The organism is Streptomyces sp. NBC_01408 (assembly GCF_026340255.1).
Classification (GTDB): Bacteria; Actinomycetota; Actinomycetes; order Streptomycetales; family Streptomycetaceae; genus Streptomyces.
The window spans coordinates 543,595-563,183 of record NZ_JAPEPJ010000003.1 but is presented as its reverse complement, the minus strand read 5'-3'; the positions used below and the strand labels follow the sequence as shown (position 1 = coordinate 563,183).

Here is a 19,589-nt window from a genome sequence, read left to right as displayed (position 1 = left end):
TCTGAGGGCCGTCAGGCGGTTCCCTCCGAGGGGAGCCAGGTGTAGCGGTGCTCGGGGCGGCCCGTTTCGCCGTAGCGGAGGGCGAGCGTGACCCGGCCGGACCGTTCGAGAAGCTTCAGATAGCGCTGGGCGGTCTGCCGGCTGATGCCCGCGCGGTCGGCGATCTGCTGGGTGGAGAGCGGGCCGCCTGCGGCGCGCAGGACCTGACGGACCAGGTCGGCGGTGGTGGGGGAGTGCCCTTTGGGGAGCTCGTTGGGAGTGCCCGCCGCGGCGAGCGTGCCGAAGATCCGGTCCACCTCGGACTGTTCTGCCTCGCCGCCGGTCTCCAGGCTGCGGCGCAGGGCTCCGTACGCCTCCAGCCGGGTGCGCAGGCCGGCGAAGGTGAAGGGTTTGACCAGGTACTGGAGGGCGCCGAGGCGCATGGCGGCCTGGACGGTCGCCAGGTCGCGGGCGGCGGTGACCATGATCACGTCGGTGCGGTGGCCGAGCTGGCGCAGGCGGCGGACCAGGTCCAGGCCGTTCCCGTCCGGGAGGTAGTGGTCGAGCAGGACCAGGTCCACCGGGTGGGCGGTGAGGAAGGCGAGTGCCTCGGCCGCCGAATGGGCCTGCCCCGTCACCTGGAATCCGGGAACCTTCGTCACGTACGCCGCGTTGATCCGGGCAACACGCATATCGTCGTCGACGACCAGTACGTCCAGGACTCGGCTCGGGGTCTCGTTCATCGCAGGGCCTCCGGGAGTACGACGGAGAACTCCGCCCCTCCGTCCGCTGCTTCACCGGCCCGGGCGCTGCCGCCCTGCCGTTCCGCGAGACGGCGTACGAGGGCGAGACCCAGCCCGCGCTCGCGGTGGGCCTTGGGCTGCTTGGTCGACCAGCCCTCCGTGAAGATCTCCTCGCGGCGCGCGGCAGGGACCCCGGGCCCGCTGTCGCGCACCCGCAGTACGGCCGTGCGGCCTTCCGCGCGCAGCTCCACCTCGACCAGGGGCGCCGTCGAGCCGGCGGCGGCGTCCAGGGCGTTGTCCACCAGGTTGCCGACGATGGTCACGAAGCCGCCCGGGTCCACCAGGCGGTCGGGGAGGAGGCTGGTCCCTGCCAGCCGCAGGGGGACGCCGCGTTCGGCGGCCACGGTCGCCTTGCCGACCAGGAGGGCGGCCAGCAGCGGGTCGTGGATCTTCTCCGTGACCTGTTCGGCGGTGGTGCGGTGCACCCCGGCGACCTCCGTCACGAACTCCATCGCCTCCTCGTGCAGGCCCAGCTCCAGCAGGCCGAGGAGGGTGTGGAGGCGGTTGGCGTGCTCGTGGTCCAGGGCGCGCAGGGCGTCGATCAGGCCGCGAGTGGAGTCGAGCTCGCGGCTCAGGTGCTCCAGCTCGGTGCGGTCGCGCAGGGTGGCCACGGCGCCGCCGTCCTCGGTGGGCATCCGATTGGCCACCAGCACCCGCTCACCCTGCACGGTGAGCAGGTCGCGGCCGGTGACACGGCCGGACAGGACGTCGGTGGTGCGGCCCGCACCGAGTACGTCGTCCAGCGGGCGTCCCGCGAGGGTGCCTGTGGAGTCCGCGGCGAGGCCCAGCAGCCGGGCGGCCTCGTCGTTGACCAGCCGGACCCGGCCGTCCCGGTCGAGGGCGATGACGCCCTCGCGGATGGAGTGCAGCATCGCCTCGCGCTCGGCGAGGAGCCCGGCGATATCGGAGAAGGCCAGGTCCCGGGTCTGCCGCTGGATCCGGCGGGACACCAGATAGGCGGCCAGCGCACCCGCGGCCAGTGCGCCGCCCGCATAGGCGAGCATCCCGGGGATGGCGCCGAGGAGCCGGTCGCGCACGCTGTCGTAGGCGATGCCGACGGAGACGGCGCCGACGATCTCCCCGTCGGCCGCGATCAGCGGGACCTTGCCGCGGGCCGAGCGGCCCAGTGTGCCCTCGTCGATCTCCATGACCTCGCGGCCGGCCAGGGCGTCGCTCGGGTCGGTGGAGACGGGCAGTCCGATCCGGTCGGCGCTGGGGTGCGAGCGGCGGATGCCGTCCAGGTCGAGGACGACCACGTACTCGGCGCCGGTGGCGCGGCGGATCCGCTCGGCTGAGGCCTGCACCGGGCCGTCCGCCGAGGCCCCGGAGTCCAGCAGGCCGGCGGCCAGCGCCGGGTCGGCGGCGGCGCTCTGGGCGATGGCCAGCGCCCGCCGCATCGCCTGGTCGTCGAGCTGCGCGCTCAGCGGCGCCAGGAAGAGCCCAGTGGCCAGCACGACGACTCCCGCGGCGATGGCCAGCTGGGTCAGGAGGATCTGGGAGACGGCCCGTCTGGGCAGCCCGAGGCGCCGAGCGCTCATGAGGAGGAACCGCATGGGCAGCAACGGTAGGTCGCGCCCGGCTCAAGTGGAATTCCTCGTGCGGCCTCGGACAAGCTCGGCCTGTTCCTCGCCGCGCCCGACGACGTCACGTACATGGCCCGGCAGCTCGGGGCCCGGTACGAGAACGCCCGGCATGGGCCCCGTGCCCGGCGGCGCGGCCACCCCGGCCGGGGGCAACGGCCACATGATCAAGAAGGGCAGCTCGCCCGTCCGGGGTCCTGCAGTCGGGGCCCGGGTGCCGGATCCGCCCGTCACGGCAGCGGCTGTGGCGGGCGGGGCCCCTGGTACTGACCGCTCGGCCGCATCCGCAGCGGCCGTTCCTGGTACTCCTCCAGCGCGTGCGCGATCCAGCCCGCCGTACGGGCCACCGCGAACACCGTCTCCCCGGCCTCCGCCGCCATTCCGCAGGACACGGTCAGTACCGCCAGCGCCAGGTCCACATTGGCGTGCAGCCCGCCCTGCCGGGCCATCACCGCGGCCACCTCGCGGGCCGCCGTCAGCGCGGGAGCCGCCTGCGGCAGGCCCTCCAGCCGCGCGAACAGCGCCGTCGCCCTCGGGTCCTCGCCCCGGTACAGCCGGTGGCCGAGCCCCGGCACCCGGCGTCCCGCCCGCAGGTACTCCGCCACCACCGGCGCCGCACCGCCCCGCTCCAGCACCTCCACCAGCATCCGGTGCGCCAGGCGTCCGGCCGCGCCGTGCAGCGGCCCCTCCAGCGCGCCGAGGCCCGCCGACACCGCCGCGTACGGATGGGCCCGCGCCGACGCGGCCACCCGTACGGCCAGCGTCGAGGCGGCCAGATCGTGGTCGACCAGCAGCGCCAGCGCCAGGTCGAGGGCGGCCAGCGCGTCCGGATCGGGCTCCTGCCCGGTGAGCCGCGACCACAACTGCCGGGCGATGCGGGCGTCCCCGGCCCACTGGGCCGGGCCCAGCACCGGCAGGGCGCCGACCAGCGTGGGGATCAGGCAGCGCGCCGAGCCCAGTACGGCCTCCTCGGACAGGTCGAAGCGCAGCGGGTCCGCCACCGCGGCGGCGGCGACCGCCACCCGCAGCCGGTCCACCGGCCCGCTGTGCTGCGGCAGGGCGGCCACGGCCCGCCGGGCCGCCGCCAGGGCCTCCGGGGGAGCGGTGAACCGGGTGCCGCGCGGCAGGCTGCGCGTCCAGAGCCACTCGGCGACCTCCTCGTAGGCGTACCGCGAGGCCAGGGCCACGGCGTCCACGCCCCGGAAGTAGTAGCGGTCGGACTCGATGAGCGTGAGGGAGGTGCGTACGGAGAGCTCCCCGGCGGGCGGGGCCGCCGCCTCGCGACGGCTGCGCCGGGCGAGCTCCTCCACCTCGGCGGCGTCGAAGGTGCTGCCGCGGCCGACCTGGTCGCGTCGGCTGGTGAGCTGGCCCCGGCTGACGTAGGCGTACACGGTCGCGGGCTTGACCCCCAGCAGTTCGGCGGCCTGCCGGGTGGTGAGCCGTCGCTCTTCGTTCATGCGCGCCAGCCTACATATATTGATTCGATCAATATTTACAAGGATTCCATCAATCATCGATGGTCGATGCATGAACACCACCACCGTTGCAGTGCCCCGCGGTCTCGCGGGCGTCGTGGTCACCGAGACCGAGCTCGGTGACGTCCGGGGTCGCGAGGGCTTCTACCACTACCGCCAGTACTCGGCCGTCGAGCTCGCCGAGAACCGCAGCTTCGAGGACGTGTGGCACCTGATGTTCCGCGGCACCCTGCCCGCAGACGCCGCCCGGCGTGCCGCATTCGCCGCGGAGACCGCCCCGCTGCGCAGGCTGCCGGACGAGGTGCGCGACGCCCTGCCCGCCCTCGCCCGGGCCACCGCCCTCTCCGGCCCGCTCGCCGGACTGCGCACCGCCCTCTCGCTGCTCGGTGCATCCGCCGGATTCCGCCCGGTCTACGACCTCGACCCGGGCCGCCGGGCCGCCGACGCGCTGGCTGCCTGTGCCGCCGTACCGACCCTGCTCACCGCACTGCACCGGCTGGGGCAGGGCCTGGAGCCGGTCGAGCCGCGCGAGGACCTCCCGTACGCCGCCAACTACCTGTACATGCTGACCGGCGAGGAGCCCGACCCGGTCACCTCCCGCGCGGTCGAGCGGTACCTGATCTCCACCGTCGACCACGGCTTCAACGCCTCCACCTTCACCGCCCGCGTGATCGCCTCCACCGGCGCCGATGTCGCCGCCTGCCTGACCGGGGCGATCGGCGCGCTCTCCGGCCCGCTGCACGGCGGCGCCCCCAGCCGGCCCTGGACACCCTCGACGCCATCGGCACCACGGACCGGATCGGGCCGTGGATCCGCGAACGGGTCCTGGCGGGGGAGCGGATCATGGGCTTCGGCCACCCCGTGTACCGCACCGAGGACCCCCGCTCACGCATGCTGCGGGACATCGCCCGGCAGTTCGGCGGACCGCTCGTGGACTTCGCGGTGGAGGTCGAACGCCAGGTCGAGGAGATCCTCGCCGAACTCAAGCCGGGCCGCGAACTGCACACCAACGTGGAGTTCTACGCGGGCGTGGTCATGGAGCTGTGCGGGATCCCGCGCGCGATGTTCACCCCCACCTTCTGCGCGGCCCGGGTGGTGGGCTGGGGCGCGAACATCCTGGAACAGGCCGCCGACCCGAAGATCATCCGTCCGGCCGCCCGGTACACCGGGCCCACCCCGCCGCAGCCGGTGCCGGTGTTCGGCTGACGGCGGCTGGCTACGATCGACCGGGTGAACAGCAGGCAGCCCATCCCCGTCGTGGTCCTCGCCGGATTCCTCGGATCCGGCAAGACCACCGTGCTCAACCACCTCCTCGGCAACCGGGGAGGAACCCGGATCGGGGTCGTCGTCAACGACTTCGGGTCGATCGAGATCGACGCCATGTCCGTGGCGGGCCAGGTCGGCGACTCGATGGTCTCCCTCGGTGGCGGCTGCCTGTGCTGCGCCGTCGACGGCAGCGAGCTCGACGCCTACCTGGAGAAGCTCGCCGCCCCCGTGCACCGCATCGACGTGATCGTCGTCGAGGCGAGCGGGCTGGCCGAGCCCCAGGAAATGATCCGGATGCTCATGGCCAGCGAGAATCCCGGCATCCGCTACGGCGGGATGGTGGAGGTCGTGGACGCGGCGGAGTTCGACGCGACCCGGTCCCGGCATCCGGAGACCGACCGGCACCTCGCCGTCGCGGACCTGGTCGTCCTGAACAAGACCGACCGGGTGGACGCCGCGGAGCGGGCCCGGATCGAGGGCCTCCTGGCCACCCTGTGCGCCCCGGGCACCCCGGTCGTGGGCGCCGACCACGGGCGGATCGACCCCGAGCTGCTCTTCGACCGGCGGCCGTGGACCGAGACCCGCGGACAGCTCTCCTTCGAGGACCTGCTCGCGGAGGCAGATGACCACGACCACGAGCGCTGCTCCCATGCCCACGCGGCGTACGAGAGCGTCGAGTTCGCCTCCGGGCAGGCGCTCTCGCCGCGCCGGTTCATCGACTTCCTCGACCGCCGCCCGGCCGGGCTCTACCGGATCAAGGGGTTCGTCTACTTCGGTGTCCCCGGCCACGAGGAGAGGTACGAGGTCCACGCCGTCGGCCGGTTCCTCCGGTTCGCCCCGCAGCCCTGGGGGCGGGGCGAGCCCCGGCTGACGCAGCTGGTCCTGATCGGCTCCGGCACCGACGGCCCGGGCCTGCTGCGCGAGCTGGAGGCCTGCCGCGAGGAGGCACCGCAAGAGCTCCGTCCGGAGAGCATGTGGGGGGTCCTGCGGTACGTGGCCCAGCCCGCGCGTCCGGTGGAGCCGCAGGCCGAAACGGCCGAGCCGTAGGGGTGTCTCGCCGTCACCCGAGCACTGGCTAGGCCACCTCGACGCCGTGCTCGCGCAGCAGGTCCTCCAGGCCGCCCCGGTAGCCCTTGCCGCCGATCACGAAGTCCCAGTCGCCGTTCGCCCGGCGCCGGAAGGACCCGAGGACGAGCGCGGTCTCGCCGGCCCGGCCGTCGGACACCTCCAGCTGCCCGACTTCCGCGCCCGCCGCGTCGAGGAGCCGGATCCGGGCCTCCGTGAAACCGGCCAGGTCGGCGTGCGGATCGGCCTCCGGGTCGATCGCGGCCACCAGGACCAGCCGGTCGGCCTCACGGGGCAGCGCCTCGAAGGTGACCTCGAGGGCGGCCTTGTCGGGTGCCGTGTGCGCGCGGGCCCGCACCGAACCGTCCGGGGTCCTCGGGTTGTTGAAGAAGACGAAGTGGTCCTCGCTCAGCACCCGGCCGCCCGTGCAGACCAGCGCGCACACGTCCAGCGCGACCGAGCCCGACCAGGACATGCCGAGCACGTTGTGGTCGGCGGGCGAAGGGGCGGGTTCGGGCTCGGACACCCGCTGCGCCGGGACACCCGCGGCGCCGCCGCCGAGGCGGCCCCGCAGCCCGTACTGGTGCAGCAGCCGCACGAGCTCGACGCCGGGAACCAACTCCAGCGGCTTGCCGTTGGCAAAGGTGTAGGACCCGGGCCCGAAGGACGCGGTGGTGACCAGCACCCCCTTGTTCGCCCCCTTGTCCTGGACCGTGCCGTACAGATCCCGTACCGCCGTGGGCGGCACGGTGTTGCGGTACCGCTTGACCTGCACCACGATCCGCCCGCCCCGGATCGGGGCCGGGTCCAGTGCCTCCACGTCCACCCCGCCGTCGCCGGACCGCTGGGTGGTCACCGCCTCCATGCCCATCGCCCGGAAGAGCTCCGCCACCAGGTTCTCGAAGGCGATCGGGTCCATCTCGAAGAGGTCGGGCTCGTCCTCGCCGCCGTCCGCGTGCCCGCCGTGGCTGACGACACCGCCCACCTCGCCTGGCCGGCGGCCGGGCCGTACGGCGGCCAACTGGTCGGGGCGCGCCGCCAGCTGCCCGCGCAAGCCCTCCACCAGGCAGTCCACCGCGCTGACCTGCTCCAGTCGCAGCCCCGCGAAGGCGGACCGCGCCGCCGACACCGCGGCGAGGACGATCCGCGCCTCCTGCCCCGTCACCGGGTCGTGGTCGTCCACGAAGCCGTTGACCACGACCGAGTCGAGTACGCCGAACTCGTCCGCCGCGTACAGATCACGCACCACCAGCAGGACGCACTGCGCCAGCAGGTCCCGGTACAGGGCCCGCCGCTGCGTGACCGGGCGGGCCGTCTCCTTGTCCTGGTCCGTGCTCGGCACGTACCGCACCGACTTGGTCTCCGGAACCACCTGGTACCCCGGCAGCTGCCAGTCCAGCACGAGCTCACGCGCCCCCGGGTCGTACGCGGCCGCCAGCTGCCTCGGCAGCGATTCGGGCCAGGCGGTGGAGGCGTACAGAGCGGCCGAGAAGTACTCCACCACGGCCTCGGCGTCGCCCGCGCGCAGCGCCCCGGCCAGCTCGGTGAGCCCGCTGTTGTGCGCCCGGATCCCGGCGAGCTGCTGCGCCGCCCACCGGTCGTACTGCTGCCGGTACGCCGCCAGCTGCTGCTGCCGCTGCGCCTCCGCGGCGTGCGCCGCCTGCCAGGCCTGGGTGTACCGGGCGTGCGCCTCGCGTTCCGCCTGCGCCCGGCGGTTCGAACCGAAGGCCCAGCCGGCGTTCTGCTGCTGGAACTGCTCGATACGGGGCATCGGCAGCGGATGCGCCAGGTTCCCCGGGGCGAAGGGTTCCAGCCGCTCGGACCTGACCAGCGCGCCCGTGCGGAACGCCGGTGCCCGGCAGCCCGCGGCCAGCAGGCCTTGCAGGGCGGCGACTTCCGCCTCGATGTGCTCGGTGCGCCGCCGCGCCTCGGCATCGCGGTGCTGGCGGTAGGCGGCCTGCTGCTCGCGCTGGCCCCGGGCCACCTCGCGTTCGTAGGCCCGCTGCCGGCGTTCCGCCTCGCGCTGCTGGATCAGCTGCGTCTGCTGCGTCCGGCGCTGGGCCTCGGCCCAGTCCCCGATCAATCCGCCCGACCGACGACTCATCAGCTCTGTGTCTCCCCGCCCCACCCGACAGTGCCAAGAGGGAAAACACTAGTCGCCATTCGGGTGGTACGTCCCCCGGACGTACCACCCGAATGACCTCGTACTTCCTACTTCCTACAGCGCGGCCCCGGCCAGCGCCGAGACCGACGCGGGCAGCGCCGTCCCCGAGCCGTCCCGGCGCGGGTCCATGGCCGGCAGCTCGGCCGGAGTGCCGTTCGCGGCCGCCGCGCGGACCGGGCTGTTCCCGGTCCAGGCCAGGACCAGCAGGTCCTCGCCCTTGAGGAAGCGCTGGCAGCGCACCCCGCCGGTGGCCCGGCCCTTGCGCGGGTACTGGTCGAAGGGGGTCAGCTTCCCGGACAGCATCGAGTCGTCCAGCGTCCCCTGCGCGCCCGCCACCGTGAACACCACGGCGTCCCGTGCCGGGTCCACGGCCGAGAAGTGGATCACCTTGGCGTTGTCGGCGAGCTTGATGCCCGCCATACCGCCCGCCGGGCGGCCCTGCGGGCGTACCTGGCCCGCCGGGTAACGCAGCAGCTGGGCGTCGTCGGTGATGAAGACCAGGTCCTCCTCGCCCGTGCGCAGTTCCACGGCGCCGACGATCCGGTCGCCCTCCTTGAGGGTGATGACCTCCAGCTCGTCCTTGTTGGCCGGGTAGTCCGGCACGACGCGCTTGACCACGCCCTGCTCGGTGCCCAGCGCCAGCCCCTGCGAGGACTCGTCCAGCGAGGTCAGGCAGATGACCTTCTCGTCCGCCTCCAGCCCGGAGAGGAACTCCGAGACCGGGGCGCCGCCCGCCAGGTTCGGCGCGGCATGCGTGTCCGGCAGCTGCGGCAGGTCGATCACCGAGAGCCGCAGCAGCCGCCCGTACGAGGTGACCGCGCCGACCTCGGCCCGGGCGGTCGCGGCGACCTGCGAGACGATCAGGTCGTGCTTGGCGCGGGCACCGCCCTCCGCCTCGGGCAGCGGACCGCCGGTCACGGTACGCGCCAGCAGGCCCGTCGAGGACAGCAGAACCCGGCACGGGTCGTCCGCGACCTCCAGCGGAACCGCCCCGACCGCCGTGCCCGCCGACTCCAGCAGCACCGTACGGCGCTCGGTGCCGAACTTCTTCGCCACCGCCGCCAGTTCCGTGGAGACCAGCTTGCGCAGCTCGCTGTCGGACTCCAGGATCCCGGTCAGCTCGTCGATCTCCCCGGTCAGCCGGTCGCGCTCCGACTCCAGCTCCAGCCGGTCGAACTTGGTGAGCCGGCGCAGCGGGGTGTCCAGGATGTACTGGGTCTGGATCTCGCTCAGCGAGAACCGCTCGATCAGCCGGGCCTTGGCCTGCGCGGAGTTCTCGCTGTCCCGGATGAGCCGGATGACCTCGTCGATGTCGATGAGCGCCACCAGCAGGCCCTCGACCAGGTGCAGCCGGTCGCGGCGCTTGGTACGGCGGAACTCGCTGCGCCGGCGGACGACCTCGAAGCGGTGGTCCAGGTAGACCTCGAGGAGCTCCTTGAGGCCCAGGGTCAGCGGCTGCCCGTCCACCAGCGCCACGTTGTTGATGCCGAAGGACTCCTCCATCGGCGTCAGCTTGTAGAGCTGCTCCAGGACGGCCTCGGGGTGGAAGCCGTTCTTGATCTCGATGACCAGGCGCAGCCCGTGCGAGCGGTCGGTGAGGTCCTTGACGTCGGCGATGCCCTGGAGCTTCTTCGAGCCGACCAGGTCCTTGATCTTCGCGATGACCTTCTCGGGGCCGACCGTGAAGGGCAGTTCGGTGACGACCAGGCCCTTGCGGCGCGCCGTCACGTTCTCCACGGCCACCGTCGCGCGGATCTTGAAGGTGCCGCGGCCGTTCTCGTACGCGTCCTTGATCCCGGAGAGGCCCACGATGCGGCCGCCGGTGGGCAGGTCGGGCCCCGGTACGAAGCGCATCAGCGCCTCGAGGTCCGCGTGCGGGTGGCGGATCAGGTGGCGGGCGGCCGCGATGACCTCGCCCAGGTTGTGCGGGGGCATGTTGGTGGCCATGCCGACCGCGATCCCGGAGGCGCCGTTGACGAGCAGGTTCGGGTACGCGGCGGGAAGCGCGACCGGCTCCCGCTCCTGGCCGTCGTAGTTGGCGGTGAAGTCGACGGTGTCCTCGTCGATCGACTCCGTCATCAGTGACGTGGCGTCGGCCATCTTGCACTCGGTGTAACGCATCGCGGCGGGCGGGTCGTCGTTGCCGAGCGAACCGAAGTTGCCGTGGCCGTCGACGAGCGGCAGCCGCATCGAGAAGGGCTGGGCCATGCGTACGAGTGCGTCGTAGATGGACGCGTCGCCGTGCGGGTGGAGCTTGCCCATGACCTCGCCCACGACGCGGGCGCACTTCACGTAGCCGCGGTCGGGGCGCAGGCCCATCTCGTTCATCTGGTAGACGATGCGCCGGTGCACCGGCTTCATGCCGTCCCGGGCGTCGGGGAGGGCGCGGGAGTAGATCACCGAGTACGCGTACTCGAGGAAGGAGCCCTGCATTTCGTCGACGACGTCGATGTCGAGGATCTTCTCCTCGAAATCCTCCGGCGGCGGGGTCTTCGTGCTGCGGCGGGCCATCGCTGCGCGGCTCCTTAACCAAGAAAGGGGTGTGCTGGGGGTCTGTCTGGTCTTGCTGGGTCTGGCGGGTCTGACGGTTCTGGCGGGTCTGGTGGTTCGGCTGGGTCCGGCCGGGGCTTACGAGTTCCCGGCCGGGGTCGACGCGGACCATTGTGGCCCGAGGCGCCGACAACGCGGACTCCGACCCAGGTGTGACCCGGGAACTTATCCGGCCGCCGACGCGCTTGCATACAGTGGCAGGTCTGACAGAAATCTCTGCATCGCGATCGAAGGGACCACATGCCCATGGGTCACACGGCCACAGCTCAGGCCGGCTCCGGCGGCCTGACAGCGACCGAGCACCGGCTGGCCAACGGCCTGCGCGTGGTGCTTTCCGAGGACCACCTGACCCCGGTCGCCGCGGTCTGCCTCTGGTACGACGTCGGCTCACGCCACGAAGTCAAGGGACGTACCGGCCTGGCTCACCTCTTCGAGCACCTGATGTTCCAGGGCTCGGCGAGCGTACCCGGCAACGGGCACTTCGAGCTGGTCCAGGGCGCCGGCGGCTCCCTCAACGGAACCACCAGCTTCGAGCGCACCAACTACTTCGAGACGATGCCGACCCACCAGCTCGAGCTCGCGCTCTGGCTGGAGGCGGACCGGATGGGCTCGCTGCTCGCCGCCCTGGACGACGAGTCCATGGAGAACCAGCGCGACGTCGTCAAGAATGAGCGCCGCCAGCGGTACGACAACGTCCCGTACGGCACGGCCTTCGAGAAGCTGACCGCCCTGGCGTACCCCGAGGGCCACCCGTACCACCACACCCCGATCGGCTCCATGGCCGACCTGGACGCCGCCTCCCTGGAGGACGCGCGGACCTTCTTCCGCACGTACTACGCGCCCAACAACGCGGTGCTGTCGGTCGTCGGCGACATCGACCCCGAGCAGACGCTCGCCTGGGTCGAGAAGTACTTCGGCACCATCCCCGCGCACGACGGGAAGCAGCCGCCGCGCGACGGCAGCCTGCCCGAGACCATCGGGGAGCAGCTGCGCGAGGAGATCGTCGAGGAGGTGCCGGCGCGCGCCCTGATGGCCGCCTACCGGCTCCCGCACGACGGCACCCGCGAGTGCGACGCCGCCGACGTGGCGCTGACCATCCTGGGCGGCGGCGAGTCCTCGCTGCTCCACAACCGCCTGGTACGCCGCGACCAGACGGCCGTCGCGGCCGGCTTCGGCATGCTGCGGCTGGCCGGGGCGCCCTCGCTGGGCTGGCTCGACGTCAAGACCTCCAGCGGCGTCGAGATCCCCACCATCGAGGCGGCCGTGGACGAGGAACTCGCGCGCTTCGCCGCCGAGGGCCCGACGGCCGAGGAGATGGAGCGCGCCCAGGCGCAGCTGGAGCGGGAATGGCTGGACCGGCTCAGCACGGTGGCCGGCCGCGCCGACGAACTGTGCCGCTTCGCGGTGCTGTTCGGCGACCCGCAGCTGGCGCTGTCCGCCGTCCAGCGCGTCCTCGACGTCACCGCCGAGGAGGTGCAGGCCGTGGCCGCGGCCCGGCTGCGCCCGGACAACCGCGCGGTGCTGGTCTACGAGCCGATCGCGGCAGACGAGAGCGACGAGAGCGACGAGAACGACGAGTCCGACGAGAACAAGGGGGCGGAGCAGTGAGCGACACCGCAGCCGTCACGATGACCTTCCACCCGCGGCCGCAGGCCGGGGAGCCGCAGCCGTGGGCCTTCCCGGCGCCCGAGCGCGGGGAGCTGTCCAACGGCCTCACCCTGCTGCGCTGCCACCGCCCCGGCCAGCAGGTGATCGCGGTCGAGGTCAACCTCGCCGCCCCGCTGGACGCGGAGCCCGAGGGCCTGGACGGCGTGGCCACCATCATGGCCCGGGCGCTGTCCGAGGGCACCGACAAGCACTCCGCCGAGGAGTTCGCCGCCGAGCTGGAGCGCTGCGGCGCCACGCTCGACTCGCACGCCGACCACCCGGGCGTACGGGTCTCCCTGGAGGTCCCGGCCTCCCGGCTGGCCAAGGCGCTCGGCCTGCTCGCCGAGGCCCTGCGCGCACCGGCCTTCGACGACGCCGAGGTCGACCGGCTGGTGCGCAACCGGCTCGACGAGATCCCGCACGAGCTGGCCAACCCGCAGCGCCGCGCCGCCAAGCAGCTCTCCAAGGAGCTCTTCCCGGCCTCCCTGCGGGTCTCCCGCCCGCGCCAGGGCACCGAGGAGACGGTCGCCCGGATCGACTCCGCGGCCGTACGCGCCTTCTACGAGGCCCACGTGCGCCCCGCCACGGCCACCGCGGTGGTCGTCGGCGACCTGACCGGCATCGACCTGGACGCCGTCCTGGCGGACACCCTCGGCGTCTGGACGGGCGGCACCGCCGAGCCGCTCCCGGTGCCGCCGGTGACCGCCGACGACACCGGCCGGGTGGTCATCGTCGACCGGCCCGGCGCGGTCCAGACGCAGCTGCTGATCGGCCGGATCGGGGCGGACCGGCACGACCGGGTCTGGGCGGCCCAGGTGCTCGGCACGTACTGCCTCGGCGGCACCCTCACCTCCCGCCTGGACAAGGTGCTGCGCGAGGAGAAGGGGTACACGTACGGCGTGCGCGCCTTCGGCCAGGTCCTGCGCTCCACCGCCGACGGCAAGGGCGCCTCGATGCTCGCCATCAGCGGCTCGGTGGACACCCCCAACACGGGCCCGGCGCTGGACGACCTCTGGAAGGTGCTGCGCACCCTCGCGGAGGGTGGTCTGACCGACGCCGAACGGGACGTGGCGGTGCAGAACTTGGTGGGCGTGGCCCCGCTGAAGTTCGAGACGGCGGCGTCCGTGGCCGGCACCCTCGCCGACCAGGTGGAGCAGGAGCTGCCGGACGACTACCAGGCGCAGTTGTACGCGCGGCTCGCCGAAACCGGCACGGTCGAGGCGACTTCGGCGGTCGTGAACGCCTTCCCGGTGGACCGGCTGGTCACGGTCCTGGTGGGCGACGCCTCGCAGATCGAGGAGCCCGTGCGGGCCCTCGGAATCGGTGAAGTGAGCGTCGTCTCCAACTGACGGATACGGAAGGGGCTCTGGCGGATTGTTCGCCAGGGCCCCTTTTGTCCGTTTAGTGGAGAGGTTGCTTTTATGTGGTGTGGCGTACGCAACAAAAACGCGTGTCTGTTTGGCGATTGACTGATGATCCGCCTAGCGTCGGCCCTGCTGTTCGTCAGTTGTACCCGCCGCATCCGCGGCACCGGACAGCGATCGCCGAGTCCCCGTCAGGCGCGAGCCTGGGGAGCCGGGGACCCACATCAGTCCCTGGGGTGAATCGGACCGCCTCGCAAGAGGAGGTCCGTAGGAGACCTTCCTGCTCCGAACCCGTCAGCTAACCCGGTAGGCGAGAAGGAAGGAAAGGATCAGCCCCTCCATGGCGTTTGGCAGTCGTCCCGCCGGTTCCGGTAAGCACCGTGGCTCCAGCCGTCTGAGCCGCAAGACCGCCGGCTACGCCGGTATCGCCGCCCTCGCCACCACGGGCGTCGTGGGCTCCCTCGCCGGTCCCGCCTTCGCGGCGGACAACAGCGACAACTCCGTCCAGGACAACGGCCTCGGGGCCATGGTCGTGGCCGAGGACCTCGCGAGTGACATCCAGGACCAGGCCGAGTCCCAGCAGCGCGCCGCCGAGCACGCCGCGGCCAAGGCCCAGGCCGAGGCCGACGCGAAGCAGCGCGCCTCCGAGGCCAAGCGCCTCGCCGAGGCCAAGGCGAAGGCCGAGCGCGAGGCCGCCGAGCGTGCGGCCCGCGAGGAGGAGCGCAAGCGCCTCAACACCTTCGTCGCCCCCGTCGGCGGCGGGATCAGCACCCAGTACCACGCGGGCGGCGGCATGTGGTCCTCCGGCAGCCACACCGGCATCGACTTCCGCGCCGCGTCCGGCACCTCGGTCCACGCGGTGGGCCTCGGTACGGTCGTCGAGGCGGGCTGGGGCGGTGCGTACGGCAACAACGTCGTCATCAAGCACAACGACGGCACCTACACCCAGTACGGGCACCTCGCCTCGCTGAGCGTCTCCGTCGGCCAGCAGGTCACCCCGGGCCAGCAGATCGGCCTGTCGGGCTCCACCGGCAACTCGAGCGGCCCGCACCTGCACTTCGAGGCCCGCACCGGCGCCGACTACGGCTCGGACATCGACCCGGTCGCCTACCTGCGCTCGCACGGCGTCAGCCTCTGACCCGTAGCGCTCGCGCTCACCGCTTCGTCGAAGACCCCGGCTCCCCGAGCCGGGGTCTTCGCGTTGTGCACCGCGGTAAATGTTTCGTATTTCCGGCCGCCCTCGGAAAATATCGTGTGTTGCAATAGAGTCTCAGTACGCGCATGTGTGTTCCATGGCGAAGGCAGTTGGAAATAGGCGGAGGTCCGGTCTTGCGTATTCCTGCGCACACGGTATGCACGGCAATTCGCGACGACATCGTCTCCGGGGTCTTCGAACCGGGCAGCAGACTGACCGAGGAGGTACTGGCCCGCCGGTACGGGGTCTCACGCGTCCCGGTCCGCGAGGCGCTGCGGACCCTGGAGTCCGAGGGGTTCGTCACCACGCGGCGCCACGCGGGCGCGTGCGTGGCCGAGCCGACCGGGCAGGAGGCGGCGGACCTCCTGGAGCTGCGGATGCTGCTGGAGCCCCTGGCGGCCGCCAGGGCCGCCCGGCGGCGCAGCGAGGCCCACCTCAAGGTGCTGCGCGGCCTGGTCCGGCTGGGCCAGGAACGGGCCAGGCGGGGCCAGGGGGAGGACCTGCGGTCCCTGGGCGCCTGGTTCCACGAGACGCTCGCACAGGCCTCCGGCAGCCCCGGGCTGATCGCGCTGCTCACCCAGATGCGGCACAAGATCGCCTGGATGTACGTGGTGGGGGCCCCGGAGCGGCCCGTGGAGTCCTGGGCGGAGCACGGCGCGATCGTGGACGCCGTGGCGCGCGGGGACGCCGAGCGGGCCCGGACGCTGACCGCCGCCCACGCCGACCGGGCGGCCGGGGTGCACCGGCTGCGGCCGCGGGCCGCGGTGAGCACTTCGCAACCTGCCGTAAACATGTCGAGCGGTCGGCATTAACAGGGACCGTATACAAAGGGCTGGTATTCGGTCCGTGTATTTGCTGCGAGGCGGTCGGCCGGCGGCCGGGCTGGGCTGAATTCCGCCCTGCCGAATTCCTGCGGAGCGCTTTTGTGTGCGGCCCGTTTGTCGGCGTGGCTTGTTTTGCGTGCTGCCGGCTTATGCGTGTGGGCCGGCTTATACGCGGGGTCTGGTCGTGCGCGGGGCCTGGTCGTGCGCGCGGCCGGAAAACGGCGAAGCCGTGGCCCCGGATGCCCGGGGACCACGGCTTGATCGAACCCGAAGGGTCAGACGGTCTCGGGGAGCTCCTCGAGACCCTCGGCGACCAGCTTCGCGAGACGGTCCAGCGCGGCCTCCGCGCCGTCGGCCTCGGAGACGAGGACGATCTCCTCGCCACCCTGGGCGCCCAGGCCCAGGACCGCCAGCATGGAAGCGGCGTTGACGGGGTCGCCACCGGCCTTGGCGATGGTCACCGGGACGCCGGAAGCGGTCGTCGCGCGGACGAAGATCGAGGCGGGACGAGCGTGCAGGCCCTCGGCCCAGCCGACGTTGACGCGGCGCTCTGCCATGGTGATGCCCTTCAGGTTCTTACGGTTGTCTAGACCAGTCTCTCACGACGCCCCGAATGCTCCGACCGACCTTCGCCCCGGAATCTGCCGCCGTTCGACCTTCCCCAGCTTGCACTGGTTTACAGCCGCTTGCCCGATGCGCCGCGCCAGGGCCGCACGGCCCGGGAACCGCCTAAGGTGGCCCCATGACCACCGAGTCGGACCCCTCGTACCCGGCCCACTGGGAAGCGGACGTCGTCCTTCGCGACGGCGGCACGGCCCGGATCAGGCCCATCGCCGCCGCGGACGCCGGGCGGCTGGTCAGCTTCTACGAGCAGGTGTCCGACGAGTCGAAGTACTACCGCTTCTTCGCCCCCTACCCCCGGCTCTCCGACCGCGACGTGCACCGCTTCACGCACCACGACTTCGTGGACCGGGTCGGACTCGCGGCGACCATCGGCGGGGAGTTCATCGGCACCGTCCGCTACGACCGGATCGGCTCCGACGGCCGGCCCGCCTCCGCCCCCGCCGACGAGGCCGAGGTGGCCTTCCTCGTCCAGGACGCCCACCAGGGCCGCGGCGTCGCCTCCGCCCTCCTCGAGCACATCGGCGCGGTGGCCAGGGAACGCGGAATCCGCCGGTTCGCCGCCGAGGTACTGCCCGCCAACACCAAGATGATCAAGGTGTTCACGGACGTCGGCTACCAGCAGAAGCGCAGCTTCGAGGACGGGTCCGTCCACCTCACCCTCGACCTCGAACCCACCGCCGAGTCCCTCGCCGTCCAGCGCGCCCGCGAACAGCGGGCCGAGGCCCGCTCGGTCCAGCGGCTGCTGGCCCCCGGCTCCGTGGCGGTGATCGGAGTCAGCCGCTCCGGCGCGGGCCTGGGCGCCGCGGCCCTGCGCAACCTGCGCGACAGCGGCTTCCACGGCCACCTGTACGCCGTCAACGAGGCGGTCGAGGCCGACCTGCTGGACGGCGTACGGGCCTACCGCGCGCTCGCCGACATCGGCGCACCCGTCGACCTCGCGGTGCTCGCGGTCCCGGCGGACCGGGTCCCGGAGGCGGTCGCGGCCTGTGGTGAGCACGAGGTCCAGGGCCTGGTCGTGCTGTCCGCCGGTTACGGGGAGTCCGGCCCGGCGGGGCTCGCCCGCCAGCGCGAACTGCTGCGGCAGGTGCGCTCGTACGGGATGCGCCTCATCGGCCCGAACGCATACGGGGTGATCAACACGGCCCCGGAGGTGGAGCTCAACGCCTCCCTCACTCCCGCGCCGATGCCGATGCGCGGCCGGATCGGCCTGTTCACGCAGTCCGGGGCGATCGGGATCGCCCTGCTCTCCGCGCTGCTGCGGCGCGGCGAAGGCCTGTCCTCCTTCGTCTCGGCGGGGAACCGGGCCGACGTCTCCGGGAACGACATCCTCCAGTACTGGTACGAGGACGAGGCGACGGACGTCGCGCTGCTCTACCTGGAAACGCTCGGCAACCCGCGGAAGTTCACCCGCCTCGCCCGGCGGACGGCGGCCGTGAAGCCGGTGGTCGTCGCCAAGGGCGGCCGCCACACCCCGGCCGGGCACGTCGTCCCGGGAACCCGGCTGCCGGAGGCCACCGTCTCCGCCCTGCTGCGGCAGGCGGGGGTGATCCGCGTGGACACGGTCACGGAACTGGTCGACGTCGGCCTGCTGCTGGCCTCCCAGCCGCTGCCCGCGGGCCCGAGGATCGCGATCCTCGGCAACTCCGAATCCCTCGGGGTCCTCACCTACGACGCCTGCCTGACCCAGGGCCTGCGGCCGCTGCCGCCCCTGGACCTGACGACGGCGGCCTCACCGGCGGACTTCCGCGACGCGCTCGCCGGGGCCCTGGCGTCCGAGGCCAACGACGCGGTCGTCGTCACGGCCATCCCCTGGGTCAGCGAGCACGAGCTGGCCGACGACCTGGCCGACGACCTGCGCGAGGCGGTGGCCGCGCACCCCGGCAAGCCGGTGGCGGTGGTCCACGTGGAGCTGGGCGCCCTGGCCGACGCCCTCTCGGCGGCCACGGCCTCCGCCCCGGCCGCCTCCGCCCCGGCGCCCGCGGCCACGTCCCCCGCGGCCACGTCCTCCGCGGCCACGTCCTCCGCGACCCCGGCGACCGCGGCCACGCCGGCCGCCGCCCCGGGCCGGGCCGCCACGCCGCGGCCACAGGCATCGACTGCGCCACCGCCGGGACCCCCGCGAACGCCGGCACCGGCGGCGCAGCCGCCCGCGCCGGCACCCGCACCGTCCGAGGGGTACCGGATCCCCGCCTACCCCGCGGCCGAGCGCGCCGTGAAGGCCGTCGCCGAGGCCGTGCGGTACGGGCAGTGGCGGCGGGCCAACGCCGAGGCCGGCCTGGTCCCCGAGTACGAGGACATCGACGAGGCCGCGGCAGGTGCCCAGCTGGCCCGGCTGCTGGCCGGCGTCGACGCAGAGGCCGTACTGACCCTGGGCGACTTCGACGCCCACGCCCTCCTGGGCCGGTACGGGATCCACGTCATGCCCACCCTGCCCGCCCTCTCGGCCGACGCCGCCGCCCGCGCGGCCCGCGCCCTGGGCTACCCCGTCGTGCTCAAGACCACCGCCCCGCACCTGCGCCACCGCGCCGACCTGGGCGGCGTACGGCTCGACCTGACGAACGAGGCCGAGCTCAGACGTTCGTACGAGGAGCTCGCCGAAGCCCTCGGGAGGCCCGCCGAGCTCCAGCCCGTGGTGCAGGCCATGGTGCCCCGGGGCGTCGACACCGTGGTCCGGTCCGTGATCGACCCCGCCGCCGGCGCCGTCCTCTCCTTCGGGCTCGCCGGGGTGGCCTCCGAGCTGCTGGGCGACACCGCCCACCGCCTCGTCCCGGCCACCGACCGGGACGCCGCCGGACTGATCCGCTCCATCCGCACCGCACCCCTCCTCTTCGGCTGGCGCGGCAGCGACCCCGTCGACACCCCCGCACTGGAGGAGCTCCTCCTGCGCCTGTCGCGCCTCGTCGACGACCACCCCGAGGTGATCGGCGTCTCCCTGGAGCCGGTCGTCGTCGCTCCCGAGGGCCTCTCCGTGCTCAGCGCCACGGTCCGGGTGGCCCACGCCCCGGCCCGTGGCGACCTGGGCCCGCGCACACTCCCCAGCTACTGACCTGACC

The 19,589-nt window shown here is 72.9% G+C and carries 12 protein-coding genes, 2 pseudogenes and 1 riboswitch; of the genes and pseudogenes, 8 read left to right on the top strand and 6 right to left on the bottom strand.

Features of this window, described 5'->3' with window-relative positions:
• Positions 1-11: 11 nt before the first annotated feature.
• A complete protein-coding gene (locus OG447_RS30145) occupies positions 12-722 on the bottom strand; it encodes a response regulator (RefSeq protein WP_266940638.1) in 711 nt (236 codons plus the stop codon).
• Positions 719-2,320 carry a sensor histidine kinase gene (locus tag OG447_RS30140; protein WP_266940637.1) on the bottom strand — a complete coding sequence of 534 codons (1,602 nt, stop codon included), beginning with the start codon at positions 2,318-2,320 and terminating at the stop codon, positions 719-721. Before OG447_RS30140 ends, OG447_RS30145 begins: the two co-directional genes overlap by 4 nt.
• A 57-nt stretch (positions 2,321-2,377) precedes the next feature.
• Between OG447_RS30140 and OG447_RS30135 the strand changes: the two are divergent.
• Positions 2,378-2,549: pseudogene (locus OG447_RS30135) on the top strand (sugar ABC transporter substrate-binding protein); the annotation flags it as partial.
• Positions 2,550-2,592: 43 nt separating this feature from the next.
• On the opposite strand, the gene OG447_RS30130 reads toward OG447_RS30135, so the two are convergent.
• Positions 2,593-3,819 (bottom strand): citrate synthase, encoded by a 1,227-nt coding sequence (locus OG447_RS30130; RefSeq protein ID WP_266940636.1) that lies wholly within the window; start codon positions 3,817-3,819, stop codon positions 2,593-2,595.
• Positions 3,820-3,889: 70 nt separating this feature from the next.
• Here OG447_RS30130 and OG447_RS30125 point away from each other — a divergent pair.
• Together OG447_RS30125 and OG447_RS30120 are read left to right on the top strand one after the other, a co-directional pair.
• Positions 3,890-5,043: pseudogene (locus tag OG447_RS30125) on the top strand (citrate synthase/methylcitrate synthase).
• Positions 5,044-5,067: 24 nt separating this feature from the next.
• Positions 5,068-6,150: a GTP-binding protein gene (locus tag OG447_RS30120; protein ID WP_266940635.1), complete on the top strand. Its 1,083-nt coding sequence runs from the start codon at positions 5,068-5,070 to the stop codon at positions 6,148-6,150.
• Positions 6,151-6,178: 28 nt separating this feature from the next.
• Here the strand turns inward: OG447_RS30120 and OG447_RS30115 are convergent, their stop codons facing one another.
• Both OG447_RS30115 and OG447_RS30110 read right to left on the bottom strand, forming a co-directional pair.
• Entirely contained in the window at positions 6,179-8,272 is a 2,094-nt protein-coding gene (locus OG447_RS30115; RefSeq protein WP_266940633.1) for a restriction endonuclease, read from the bottom strand.
• A gap of 114 nt (positions 8,273-8,386) precedes the next feature.
• Positions 8,387-10,843 carry a DNA topoisomerase (ATP-hydrolyzing) subunit A gene (locus tag OG447_RS30110; protein ID WP_266940632.1) on the bottom strand — a complete coding sequence of 819 codons (2,457 nt, stop codon included), beginning with the start codon at positions 10,841-10,843 and terminating at the stop codon, positions 8,387-8,389.
• A 285-nt stretch (positions 10,844-11,128) separates the two neighbouring features.
• Here OG447_RS30110 and OG447_RS30105 point away from each other — a divergent pair, with 285 nt between their 5' ends.
• The 4 genes from OG447_RS30105 to OG447_RS30090 all read left to right on the top strand — a co-directional run bounded on the left by OG447_RS30105 (position 11,129) and on the right by OG447_RS30090 (position 15,900).
• Entirely contained in the window at positions 11,129-12,490 is a 1,362-nt protein-coding gene (locus OG447_RS30105) for a pitrilysin family protein (protein ID WP_266940631.1), read from the top strand.
• A 20-nt stretch (positions 12,491-12,510) separates the two neighbouring features.
• Positions 12,511-13,878 (top strand): pitrilysin family protein, encoded by a 1,368-nt coding sequence (locus tag OG447_RS30100; RefSeq protein ID WP_266940970.1) that lies wholly within the window; start codon positions 12,511-12,513, stop codon positions 13,876-13,878.
• 183 nt (positions 13,879-14,061) lie between these two features.
• Positions 14,062-14,221, top strand: a riboswitch (cyclic di-AMP (ydaO/yuaA leader).
• A gap of 12 nt (positions 14,222-14,233) precedes the next feature.
• On the top strand, positions 14,234-15,031 hold the full coding sequence (locus OG447_RS30095) for a M23 family metallopeptidase (RefSeq protein ID WP_266940630.1): 798 nt from the start codon (positions 14,234-14,236) through the stop codon (positions 15,029-15,031).
• Positions 15,032-15,222: 191 nt separating this feature from the next.
• Positions 15,223-15,900: a GntR family transcriptional regulator gene (locus OG447_RS30090; RefSeq protein WP_266940629.1), complete on the top strand. Its 678-nt coding sequence runs from the start codon at positions 15,223-15,225 to the stop codon at positions 15,898-15,900.
• Positions 15,901-16,187: 287 nt separating this feature from the next.
• Here the strand turns inward: OG447_RS30090 and OG447_RS30085 are convergent, their stop codons facing one another.
• A complete protein-coding gene (locus OG447_RS30085; RefSeq protein ID WP_266940628.1) occupies positions 16,188-16,469 on the bottom strand; it encodes an HPr family phosphocarrier protein in 282 nt (93 codons plus the stop codon).
• Between the two features lie 185 nt (positions 16,470-16,654).
• Here OG447_RS30085 and OG447_RS30080 point away from each other — a divergent pair, with 185 nt between their 5' ends.
• Positions 16,655-19,582, top strand: coding sequence for a bifunctional GNAT family N-acetyltransferase/acetate--CoA ligase family protein (locus OG447_RS30080; protein WP_266940627.1), 2,928 nt, complete (start codon positions 16,655-16,657; stop codon positions 19,580-19,582).
• The last annotated feature ends 7 nt before the right edge of the window (positions 19,583-19,589 follow it).

Coding starts and splice junctions, on each gene's coding strand:
- OG447_RS30105 (WP_266940631.1), top strand. CDS start 11,129: ATGGGTCACACGGCCACAGCTCAGGCCGGCTCCGGCGGCCTGACAGCG.
- OG447_RS30085 (WP_266940628.1), bottom strand. CDS start 16,469: ATGGCAGAGCGCCGCGTCAACGTCGGCTGGGCCGAGGGCCTGCACGCT.
- OG447_RS30100 (WP_266940970.1), top strand. CDS start 12,511: ATGACCTTCCACCCGCGGCCGCAGGCCGGGGAGCCGCAGCCGTGGGCC.
- OG447_RS30080 (WP_266940627.1), top strand. CDS start 16,655: ATGACCACCGAGTCGGACCCCTCGTACCCGGCCCACTGGGAAGCGGAC.
- OG447_RS30130 (WP_266940636.1), bottom strand. CDS start 3,819: ATGAACGAAGAGCGACGGCTCACCACCCGGCAGGCCGCCGAACTGCTG.
- OG447_RS30095 (WP_266940630.1), top strand. CDS start 14,234: ATGGCGTTTGGCAGTCGTCCCGCCGGTTCCGGTAAGCACCGTGGCTCC.
- OG447_RS30145 (WP_266940638.1), bottom strand. CDS start 722: ATGAACGAGACCCCGAGCCGAGTCCTGGACGTACTGGTCGTCGACGAC.
- OG447_RS30110 (WP_266940632.1), bottom strand. CDS start 10,843: ATGGCCCGCCGCAGCACGAAGACCCCGCCGCCGGAGGATTTCGAGGAG.
- OG447_RS30115 (WP_266940633.1), bottom strand. CDS start 8,272: ATGAGTCGTCGGTCGGGCGGATTGATCGGGGACTGGGCCGAGGCCCAG.
- OG447_RS30140 (WP_266940637.1), bottom strand. CDS start 2,320: ATGAGCGCTCGGCGCCTCGGGCTGCCCAGACGGGCCGTCTCCCAGATC.